The organism is uncultured Gimesia sp., from assembly GCF_937919775.1.
In the GTDB taxonomy this organism is placed as follows: domain Bacteria; phylum Planctomycetota; class Planctomycetia; order Planctomycetales; family Planctomycetaceae; genus Gimesia.
In genome coordinates, this window is sequence record NZ_CALFPF010000561.1 from 1 (window position 1) to 11,147 (window position 11,147).

The window sequence follows — 11,147 nt, forward strand, 5'->3', positions numbered from 1 at the left end:
TGGCATAACGTAAATCATGGCCTGGACGGTCTGTAACATATTTCATTAAGCTTTCTGGTTTTCCGAGTAATTTGAGCAGTAAGCGGGTGATCTCGATATTCTGCATCTCTGAATTACCGCCGAAGTTATAAATCTGACCCACTTTTCCTTTTCTTAAAGCGGCATCAATACCGCGGCAATGGTCAAGGACGTGAATCCAGTCGCGAACGTTTGTGCCTGCTCCATAAATCGGCAGTGGTTTATCTTCCAGCGCGTTGGAAATAAACAGTGGGATCAATTTTTCCGGGAACTGATAAGGACCGTAATTATTCGAGCACCGGGTGATGATGGCGGGAAAATCAAATGTTTTGACATAACTGCGAACCAGCAGGTCTGCTGAGGCTTTTGAAGCGGAATAGGGACTGTTGGGGGCAATCGGAGTCTCTTCAGTAAATAACCCTTCCGGTCCCAAGCTGCCATAAACTTCATCGGTTGACACCTGAACGAAGCGATTAATTTGGTGCTCGCGAGAGGCATCCAGCAGAATCTGAGTTCCGACAATATTGGTCTGGATAAAAGGACCGGAATCAAGAATGCTGCGGTCGACATGCGACTCAGCGGCGAAGTGAATCACCGCATCAAACTCTGTCGATTTCATTAGCGAGTCAACAAAGCCTTGATCCGCGATATCTCCCTTGACAAACTTGTAACCTTTGTGCAACTCAAACTCTTTCAAGTTCTCCAGATTGCCGGCATAAGTTAATTTATCGAGGTTCGTAATGGAAATTTCAGGGTACTCAGAGAGCTGATATCGGATAAAATTTGATCCGATAAATCCACACCCGCCAGTCACTAAGATTTGCTTCATTTAAGTCTCCATTCTTATGAGATCAGAAATTTTTAAACTGATCGCTTTCTTATGTTTTTGCAAAAATTATTCTTGGTCTGATGTTGAGTCGTTATCTAATTTTGTATCTTCGACTATTGTATTTTCTGTCAAATCCTGACTGGTAGTATTTGCCGGATTTACTGTTTCCTCACTTTCGCTGTCATCGACGATTTCAGCCGGAATTCGAGCTAATGAGACGAGCTTGTCATTCTTGTCCAGTTTAATGACACGTACTCCTTGCGTATTGCGGCCGACCTGGCTGATTTCACGACCTCGAACGCGCTGGATGATCCCATTTTTTGTAACCATCAGTACTTCATCGTCTTCGGCAACAGGGATAATATCAACGGCTTGACCATTTCGAGCAGAGGTGCGTATATCTCGAATTCCTTTGCCCCCCCGTCTTTGACGGCGGTAATGCATTCCACTACGTGTTTCCTGTTCTTCATCAGAAGTTTCCTCCACGTCGGTCTCGCTTGAGGAGAGTTCTTCGTCTGGTTCAAGTGAATCATCCTCAAGAGTTTCTGTCGAATCTTCTTCTGAATCTGGATTACTGGGAATAAATCCAAAAGGAGTTCGCTTACCGAACCCGTTTTCGCAAACGGTCAACAGGCAGGTATCAGGGTTGGCAATCACCATACCGATAACATGGCCCCCTTTGGAGAGCTTGATCCCTTTGACGCCGCGCGTGTTGCGTCCCATGCTGCGGGCGTCAGATTGTGCGAAGCGAATGGCCATCCCATCTGAGGTCGCAAGTAACAGGTCTTCTCCAGGAGAAACGATCAACGCTTCGACGAGTTCGTCGTCATCATCCAGCTTGATCGCAATGATACCGCCTTTCTGTACGCGACTATATGCTGAGAGCGGTGACTTCTTGATAATCCCTTTACGGGTTGCCATCACCAGGAAACGTTCTTCATCAAATTCACGCACTGCGACACAATTGGATACGGTTTCATCTTCCTGAAGCGAGAGCAGGTTTACCAGCGCCCTGCCCTTGGCTGTACGGCCTTGGAGTGGCAGGTCATAGACCTTTTGCCAATAGACGCGTCCCCGATTAGTGATAAACAGCAGGTAGGAGTGGGTACTGGAAACGAATAAGTGCTCAATCGGATCTTCATCGTCCGTTTTAACGCCTTTAATCCCTTTACCACCCCGATTTTGTGCCTGATACGTATTCAATTGGGTTCGCTTGATATAACCACGCTGTGAAAGTGTCACGACCATGGGCTCTTCTGTAATTAAGTCATCCCGGTTCACGTCGATCAGTTCGTCTTCGGAAATATCAGTTCGACGTTTATCTGAGTACTTCTGCTTGAGGTGGAGCATATCATCGCGAATCATGGCGCGGATGTGATCTTCATCGGATAGAAGGTGCAGATATTCTCCGATGGCTTTGAGCAATTGCTTATGTTCGTCGCTCAGTTTTTCCCGTTCCAGGTTTGCCAGAGAACCCAATTGCATGGAGACAATGGCTTCGGCCTGGTTGGCAGATAACGAATAATATTCGTGAACTCCCTGTTCGTTCTGGTATTCCTTGAATCCATCTTCACCCAGCGCCCGCTCGATCAGTTTACCATCAACCTGCATCCCCTGCAGGCTGATTTTGGCTTCAGCTCTGCTTGGTGAACTGCGAATGGTTTTAATGACCTGGTCGATATCGATCTGAGCAATCATCAAACCTTCGACGGTGTGTTTTCTCTTGCGGGCTTCGGCAAGCAGGAACTCGGTTCGGCGGCGGATGACATCGATCCGGTGCAGCAGAAACTGTTGAATTAATTCCTTGATGGACAGTGTTTCCGGACGGTTTCCGACCAGTGCCAACAGAATTACACTGAAAGTGCTTTGCAGAGGAGAAAACTTAAACAGCTGGGCCTGGACAACCTCTTTGTCGGCATCCCGCTTCAGAATGATCTGAAGATGAACTTGCCAGGGGGGGACATTTCTGTCGGTCAGGTCGACAATCCGCGAGATCCCTTTGACGCGGTCGTCCCGTACCAGCGTTTCCAGCTTTTCCCGGATGCGGTCGCGCGTTTCCATGTAGGGGATTTCTGTAACGACGATCACATCGGACTGTTTTTCAGTTTCAAAGTGGGTTCGGGCGCGAAGCGTAATTGTAGAGCGACCGGTAGCATAACCCTTGCGAATTCCATAGCGACCGCAAATAATGCCCCCCGTGGGAAAGTCCGGGCCCGGCATGACCTGCAGAATGTCGTCTATGGTGGCATCGGGATTATCAATCAACAGTATGACAGCTTCACAGACTTCTCCCATGTTCTGTGGAGGAATGCTGGTTGCCATCCCGACTGCGATTCCGCTTGATCCGTTGACCAGTAAGTTGGGGAATTTAGAGGGCAGAACAACGGGTTCGTTATTTCGCTGGTCGTAAGTGGGAACAAAATCAACCGTGTTTCGATTGATATCATCCAGCATTTCTGCGGCAACCGGGGACAGCCTGGCTTCCGTATAACGCATGGCGGCAGGAGGTAAGCCTGCCAGGGACCCGAAGTTCCCCTGTTTATCAATGAGGACATTGCGCATCACCCATTCTTGTCCCAGACGTACTAATGTCGGGTAAATGGAACCATCCCCGTGCGGGTGATAGTTACCACTTGTGTCGCCGGAAATCTTTGCGCATTTTACCCGGGATGAACTGGCTCCCAGATTTAAATCGTTCATTGCTACAAGAATTCGGCGTTGAGATGGCTTCAAGCCGTCGCGTGCATCAGGCAGCGCCCGGCTGATAATGACACTCATGGCGTAAGTAAGGTAACTGTCGCGCATCTCATCCTGGATGTCCAGGTACTTGATATTCTCTCGGATTTTCGGCTCTTCGCCGTTGTCGCTAGCCAATCCTTGTTCTCCTTAAGGAATTCAACTAATGATAATCTATCTCACTTCTATAATTGAACTTGGCTTTAAAAGTGAGTTGTCTCTATGATTCATAACCATTGAAGACGTAGGTAGCCAATTCAGACGATGAGGAAACTATTCGGTTGTGTTGACAGGAATGCCGGTTTCCTTGCTGTTTAATTGAGAAATACTCTGCATCGAGCAGGCTATTTATTGTCAAAACAGAGGTTGAAAAATCAGTTAAACGCTACAGAATTCAGGTCTCTAAACTATCCTCAAATTGTAGCTAGATTCCCGATAATTCACAACTAACAAAGTGCCTGAATTTTGTTGTGCTTTAAGGGAGAAAAACCTTGAAAATCAATAAGTTACGTTCTGACATTAATCATTGAGGGTGGGACGCCGATTGCATAGAATACTGAGAGTATCGAGAGGGGTTATCAGCTGGAAACAGAGAGTAGAATTTTCTTCCCAGAGCATTTATTAAAGATGATTTTCTATGAATAAATCGGAACCTGAAGAGAAGGCTCAGCCGGCTGATGGTCGTCCACCTTCAGAAGGGGGCTGCCAGGGTTCTGGACCCTGTGCTGAAGATTCCCCTGAAAAAACTCTGAAACAATCACCTGATGAAAGATCTTATGCCGCTCATTTGAGCAAAGATCGTCTTTCTCTACCAGCAAAAATACCCGGATATATTATCATCCGGTCGCTGGGAGAAGGATCTTATGGCTCTGTGTGGCTGGCTCAGGAAGAAAATACCGGGAAATATGTCGCGATCAAGTTTTACACTTATCGGCGTGGTCTGGACTGGTCACTCTTGAGTCGCGAAGTAGAGAAACTGGCAGAACTCTACACATCTCGACATATTATCAGTTTACAAGGGGTTGGATGGAATAGTGATCCCCCCTACTACATGATGGAATACCTGGAGAATGGTTCTTTATCATCGTTTCTGGAAGCAGGCCCCCTGCCCGTCTCTGAAGCAGTTCGGATTGCCAAAACGGTATTGCTGGCATTGGTACACGCGCATGGACGTGGCATTTTACATTGCGATTTGAAACCTGCCAATATTCTGCTCGATGCCAATTTTGAACCGAGATTATGCGATTTCGGCCAATCCCGGCTTTCAAGCGAACAAAGCCCGTCTCTGGGAACATTGTATTACATGGCTCCCGAGCAGGCTGATCTCCAGGCTGTACCTGATTCGCGCTGGGACGTTTATGCCCTGGGGGCTTTACTTTATCACATGTTGTGCGGAAAGGCCCCCTATCGGACTGCGGAAAATGAACAGTCCATTCGAAACTTAAACACGCTCGAAGAGAAGCTGAAGGCATATCGAGACTTAATTCGGAACTCACCCCGCCCTGCAGAACATCGCAAAGTTTCCGGCGTGGATCGACGTTTGGTTGAAATTGTTGATCGATGCCTGGAAACAGATCCTCAAAAACGCTTCCCCAATGCCCAGGCCGTACTGACAAGCTTGCTGCAAAGAGAACATCAACGGGCCAGGAGACCGCTGATTGCGATCGGGATTATCGGTCCGCTCCTGTTGATCATTGGTTTAATCCCGGTTGCGGGCGCAGCCGTCAATCAGATGGTTCATAAATTTCGGGAAAATCTGACAGAACGGGCTCTCAAAAGCGATTCCATTTCTGCCAAATTATTATCGCAAAATGTGGAGCATGAACTGGAAGATCGTCTGGATCAACTCGTGGAACTTTCTTCCAGCGAGTTATTACGGGAATTGATGAAAGAACAGAAGTACCCGCCTGCGTTGGAGCTGACTGAATTTCTGAAGCATGAAAAAGAATTAGTTGACAAGAAGCGATCAGACTTAAATCGAGAGAAGGATACGAGTTGGTTTATTACCAATACCGAAGGGATACAAATCTGGCGCGATCCACCCGGACCAACAAGCGGACAGGATTTTTCCTATCGTGATTATTTTCATGGACATGGTAAGGAGTACGAAAAAGGCGAGGCTCCCGAATCCATCAAGCCAATCACAAGCCCCTATATTTGCCAGGTTTTCAAGAGTGATGCGACCCATCAATGGATGGTGGCTGTTGCCGTACCAGTGTGGGATTCGAAACACGAAAAAGTGTTAGGAGTTTTAGCCAGGACAACACACCTGGATCAGTTGCTTAAAGGTTATGACGAAAGTATCCGTGGAAATTCTGAAAAAATTGGGGATCGCAAGATCGCCTTGATCGATAATCGGGACGGGAAAGTGCTGGCCCATCCGAGAATGACGGCAGATAATTTACAGAGTATGAGCCGGGAAGTAGTGGATCGATTAGTGCTTAAGGACAGGCATTTTGCTCAATTGCAATCATTCGAGTTAGCAGAGAAAAAGAATCTGTTGGGACCCTTGCCGGCTGTTGTGAGCGATTATCATGATCCTGTCGAAGCAGTACTTTCGGATGGCAGTCAGGACAACATCTGGCTGGCCGCTTTTTCTCCGATTGGTACGACTGGCTGGACTGCCGTTGTTCAGGAACGGCGCAGTATGGCGCTGCGTCCTGTTGCGGAAATGCGTGACTGGCTCATCCAATATGGTTTAATCGTGTTAGTCACGAGTTGCCTTTTGATATTTACGGTCTGGTATTTTGTGATGAAGGTTTTGACAGAACGACGTGTCTGGGACTGGTCTCGTCATCAGTCTGAAAAGCGTTCTGATCATGGCTTGAGTTCAGCAAGTGGGTCTGAAAATTACTGAGAATTTGAAATCGCAGTTTTATCAAAAACGGGAGATTTTTTTGTTGGAATTAATGATATACGGATCAAATCCACAGAATTCCAGCAGAATCAGTCTGCAGAATAGCCAGGAACTAATTCTGGGGAGGTCGCATGATGCTGATATCCCGGTTCCCTGGGACGATCGGATTTCACGAAAACACGCGGTTTTGACGGTACAACAGAAACAGGTTTCCGTTAAGAAATTGTCTACGGCTGAGAACCATATCTTTTTAGCCGGGAGCGAACAGGATGAATTTCTGATTGAACCGGGAAACGCGTTTGTCATAGGTTCAACATCATTTCAATTGGTTGAATCGCTTTCCAGCTTTTCTTCGCCTCGCGAATCACCATTGGAAGAAGTGACATTCAAACCAAACGAGCTATTAAAGGTCAGGTATCGCGACGCTGACCAGAGAATCGATGTGTTGGCACATTTACCTGAATTGATTCTGGATGCGAGGAATGATGCCGATTTGTTTCATCGTCTGGTGACCATGTTATTGTCCGGGGTGAAGCATGCAGACGCTGTGGCCGTTGTCCGTCTAAATGATGATGACCGGGTTGAGGTGCCATTCTGGGAACGCAGACGCCAGACCCAGGGGGGATTTCGCCCCAGTGGGCGGCTGGTTCTGGAAGCGGTGAAAAAAAGCAGACGGACGGTTTTGCACGTCTGGGCTGCCAAAGATGAATTACAACATCAGGAAGATTATACTGTGGTTGCCGAATTTGACTGGGCTTTTTGTACTCCGATCGAGGATGGAAGTTCTGGCACGTGGGGGCTGTATGTTGCAGGGGAACTGAATCATCCTTTTCAGTTGACTGTTCCACAGGGGGCTGGTGGAATCGATCTGCAGGCGGATGTGAAATTTACAGAACTTGTTGCATCCATTGTCAAATCGGTGAGGCGTCTGAATCAACTGGAAAGGCAACAGGCTGGGCTCAGGCAATTTTTTGCGCCTCCCATTCTGGCTGCCATTGGAGATAACCTGAATACGGAGATCCTGGAACCCAGGGAATGTGATGTCACTGTTTTGTTTTGCGATCTGAGAGGTTTCAGCCAGCATGCAGAAGATTCATCCGGAGATTTAATTGGCTTGCTGGGCAGAGTCAGTCAGGCTTTAGGAATCATGACGTCACACATCCTTGAATTTGGAGGTGTGACTGGTGATTTTCAGGGCGATGCTGCATTGGGATTCTGGGGGTGGCCTTTCTCATCCGATTTGGCACCCCTGGATGCCTGTCGCGCTGCTTTGGCGATCCGTGCTGCCTTCGAGCAGATAAAATTACAATCAGATCATCCGCTCTGTGATTTTCGGATGGGGATCGGTATAGCACATGGGAGAGCGGTGGCAGGTAAAATCGGAACGAGTGATCAGGTTAAGGTAACGGTGTTCGGGCCGGTCGTCAACCTGGCCAGTCGTCTGGAGGGATTGACGAAACATCTGCGAGTTCCGGTTTTAATGGATGAAGCGACAGCGCAGATTGTAAGAGATAAAATGGATCGGCAGGAAGGTCGGGTTCGTAAGCTCGCTCAGATCCTGCCTTACGGGATGGAAAAACCCGTTATCGTTAGTGAGCTTCTTCCGCCGGAATCACAATCAGAAACTCTCACTGATGAGCAGGTTGCGTGTTACGAAACTGCCGTAGATTATTTTATCCGGGGGCAATGGGAAGAATCATTTCGATTGCTGCATGCGATTCCCCCATCTGACCGTGCACAGGATTTCCTTGCATTGCAAATTGCTCGAACGAACAGGGTCGCTCCCGTTGACTGGGATGGAACGATTAAGTTTGATAGCAAGTAGTTTCGTCAATTTCGATCGAACCAGTAATTTTGCCAGTTTCGCATACTGTTCGGATTTTGCTGACTGGGTGGAATACCTATGTTAAGCAATCTCTTTTCTAAGCCATTTTTCCCAGAAAAATTGGCCCTGCGTTTAAAGTTGACCTACTTTTTAGCAACGGACATCACTTGGACGATTTTGTGATTTGGTCCTTTACAACTTGGGATTGTCAGAACAGTTGAGAGAACTTGCCATGAGCAACGCAGAGCTATTAGTGGAATCAGATCTGGAACTATCACAAACTGAGAAGAAATATAAGGTACCTGAAAATATGGGATTGGATAATCGCTCCCAGGAGATGCTGCTTGTTTTAAATGAAGTCTTTGATTCAATTCATCCTTCCAGTAAATCTTAAGTTACGATTTTATTTTTAGTAGTAGGCTCCTCTCATGCTAAATGCATCAGAAAAATCAAATGCCCGTGTCCTGGTTATTGACGATGATCCGCTCTTTCGAAATCTGATGGTTTCATTTTTACGGAGCGAATACATTGTTTCTGTTGCCAGTGATGGCTCACAGGGATTTTATAAAGCATTGGAATACCCACCGGACATCGCTATTGTGGATGTGCAGATGGCTGTGTGGGATGGATTACAGACGTTGAAAGCTTTTCGCTCGCATCCGATGCTCAGTCAGACGAAAATTATCATGTTGACATCCGATGCAAGCAAGGAAACCGTCGTTGCTGCGATCCAGGGTGGTGCAAATGATTACATTATTAAGACCAGTTTTTCCAAGTCGGAGTTTCTGGACAAAGTGCGGAAATTTGCCCAACCTGGTTTTTTCAGAGGTGCGAATACTCCCAATTCTTCCAAGAGACCAACTGCAGTTCCAATGGCAACTGCGCAGGCACCAATCGCTCATGAGCAGATTAATGAACATCGTGCTCTTAATGTGAATCATTCCAATTCTGTCGAAGATCAACTTGTGGATCTGTCTCTGGATCAAACTGAAGAAGAGCAACTGCAGGAACTGATGGAAGATTGGGAATAAAGTTATTCACTTGCCAAGTGGGATAAGTTGCTCGTTGGCTTTGCAACTTGAGGTCAGCAGAAACAAAAATTCGGGCGAATAAAAAAACCGCACAGACTGCAGTCTGTGCGGTTTTGCTATATCTGATTTCAGAAATGTGTTACAGAGTTTCTTTTGAAAACTTGGCAATGATATTGCCAATGAATCTTAAAATCCCTTTATCAAGTTTTGCTTTTCCATCAATGGAATCCCCTTCTCTCTTCATCACAAATGTGAAAGTGTCATCGGTGCTGGTGAGAGATTTTAATGCCAGATCACGTATTTCCTGATTTCCTTTTTTTTCCCGCAGTTTGTCCATCAGTTTCAGCCAGGGAAGTGACTTCACATTTAGTTCAATCACATTGGGACTGACTTTTTCGGGAGGAGCTTCGGAGACCATTTTGACAGCTGCTTTGATGCGTTCGACTGCATCAGGGCCAGCAGCCATCCAGAGCGCATCGGGAGTGCTTCCAGCATATAAGGCTTCGCCGGTTCCAAATAGTTCATCAAAACCAGCTTGTTGCTGTGCTCGGATATTGATTTTGTGGATATTCAGGCCAGCTTCCTTAACGAAATCAAGCTCAACCGTTTGTCCGATCAGGACTTTAGGAAGTAGCTCAACAATTTCTCTAAGCTTGGCTCCATCCGTTGATCGAATTCCTCCCAACATGACGTATTTGCCATCAGCCACAGGATTCGAATCGATAAAACCATCAATCACAGAAGCTTTTATTCCTGCATCAAGCATCTGAATAATCAGCTCGGCCACTTTGCTACTTGCGGTTTTTTGTTCCTCTGTCAGTTTTTTGTCATCTGCGATGCGATTTTTTAACGATGGCAGGAGTAGTTTGTAAAAAGCAGTGATATTTGCTTTTCGCATCTCATCCACGGGATGATTAATTCTGCCATTGAGAATTCCATCTTGTTTGACCGGGACGTTTGCAAAATAGCTTGGTTTAGTGGCAAATTGCTTAATACTGTTGTCCAGAGAGGTGCCTTCGATGGCTTTTAACGTAAATTCGAGTCGCCCCTCATTTGCTGTGGCATCAGTCGTCCAGCCAATGACCATTTTTTGGGACTCTGCAAATAATCGCTCCAGTTCATCCATCTGGTGAGCAAAGGCGAGTTTTCTGAGTTCATACGCATTTTCCGTTTCATCCCGTTTTTTCTTAACCGCAGCAAGTAATTGTTTGCGGGTATTCTCCATCGATTTTTTACGTGCATCGACCCCTTCTTTTTCGTTGGTGATCAGTGCGCTGAAATCGAATTTTTGATTCAAAAGTTCCTGAACTCGTTTGAGTGGATCTTTGATCTCGTCTACTTCAGACAGTTTTTCAGAAATAACGACATACTTTTCGTCTGGCAGGTATTTCATAAACCCTACAAAAAGGTTGCCTAATAGATAAGGCCCGTTTCTCTGCTTTTTTACAGTGATTTCGAAAACTTCCAAGGCTTCTCGAAACATTCCCAGGTCACTGACGGGGAGAATTAACCGATAACGTTCCTTCTGGTTTTCCCCAAGCAGAATATCCACTCTCATTGGGCGTTGTTTATCAATCCCTTCGAGGAATGTGGGGAGCAATTCATCAAGATTACTCCAGCCTTTTTTGTCGTCAGCAAGGTCCAGAACCAGATATTTCAGATCGGCGATCATGCCCTCGGCATTGATCTGGACTAATGAAATATTGGGGGCTGTAGAATCTTCAGCAGTCACTGTTTCGGGGAGCGAGATTCCAATCAACAGGATTAAAGCAAGATGAGCAATGCGGCTCATACATTTCCTCCATGATGTATTTCTAGGGATCATTGGTGATCTAAGTAATGATTGAGTGG

The 11,147-nt window shown here is 46.4% G+C and carries 6 protein-coding genes; 3 read left to right on the forward strand and 3 right to left on the reverse strand.

Annotated features, from left to right (window positions below):
• The coding region (rfbB, locus tag Q0294_RS16155) for a dTDP-glucose 4,6-dehydratase (RefSeq protein ID WP_299467512.1) at positions 1-847 on the reverse strand (847 nt) is incomplete at its 3' end.
• 66 nt (positions 848-913) lie between these two features.
• Entirely contained in the window at positions 914-3,721 is a 2,808-nt protein-coding gene (gyrA, locus tag Q0294_RS16160) for a DNA gyrase subunit A (protein WP_299467514.1), read from the reverse strand.
• A 499-nt stretch (positions 3,722-4,220) separates the two neighbouring features.
• Between gyrA and Q0294_RS16165 the strand changes: the two genes are divergently transcribed.
• The 3 genes from Q0294_RS16165 (at position 4,221) to Q0294_RS16175 (ending at position 9,296) form a co-directional block, all read left to right on the forward strand.
• Entirely contained in the window at positions 4,221-6,440 is a 2,220-nt protein-coding gene (locus tag Q0294_RS16165; RefSeq protein ID WP_299467516.1) for a serine/threonine protein kinase, read from the forward strand.
• A 52-nt stretch (positions 6,441-6,492) separates the two neighbouring features.
• Positions 6,493-8,265 (forward strand): adenylate/guanylate cyclase domain-containing protein, encoded by a 1,773-nt coding sequence (locus tag Q0294_RS16170; protein ID WP_299467522.1) that lies wholly within the window; start codon positions 6,493-6,495, stop codon positions 8,263-8,265.
• A gap of 428 nt (positions 8,266-8,693) precedes the next feature.
• Entirely contained in the window at positions 8,694-9,296 is a 603-nt protein-coding gene (locus tag Q0294_RS16175; RefSeq protein WP_299467518.1) for a response regulator, read from the forward strand.
• A gap of 139 nt (positions 9,297-9,435) precedes the next feature.
• Here Q0294_RS16175 and Q0294_RS16180 read toward each other — a convergent pair.
• The coding region (locus Q0294_RS16180) for a hypothetical protein (RefSeq protein WP_299467520.1) at positions 9,436-11,147 on the reverse strand (1,712 nt) is incomplete at its 5' end.

Bases quoted from the DNA above. Each gene is read 5' to 3' on its own strand.
- Q0294_RS16165 (WP_299467516.1), top strand. From the start codon at position 4,221: ATGAATAAATCGGAACCTGAAGAGAAGGCTCAGCCGGCTGATGGTCGT.
- Q0294_RS16170 (WP_299467522.1), top strand. From the start codon at position 6,493: ATGATATACGGATCAAATCCACAGAATTCCAGCAGAATCAGTCTGCAG.
- Q0294_RS16175 (WP_299467518.1), top strand. From the start codon at position 8,694: ATGCTAAATGCATCAGAAAAATCAAATGCCCGTGTCCTGGTTATTGAC.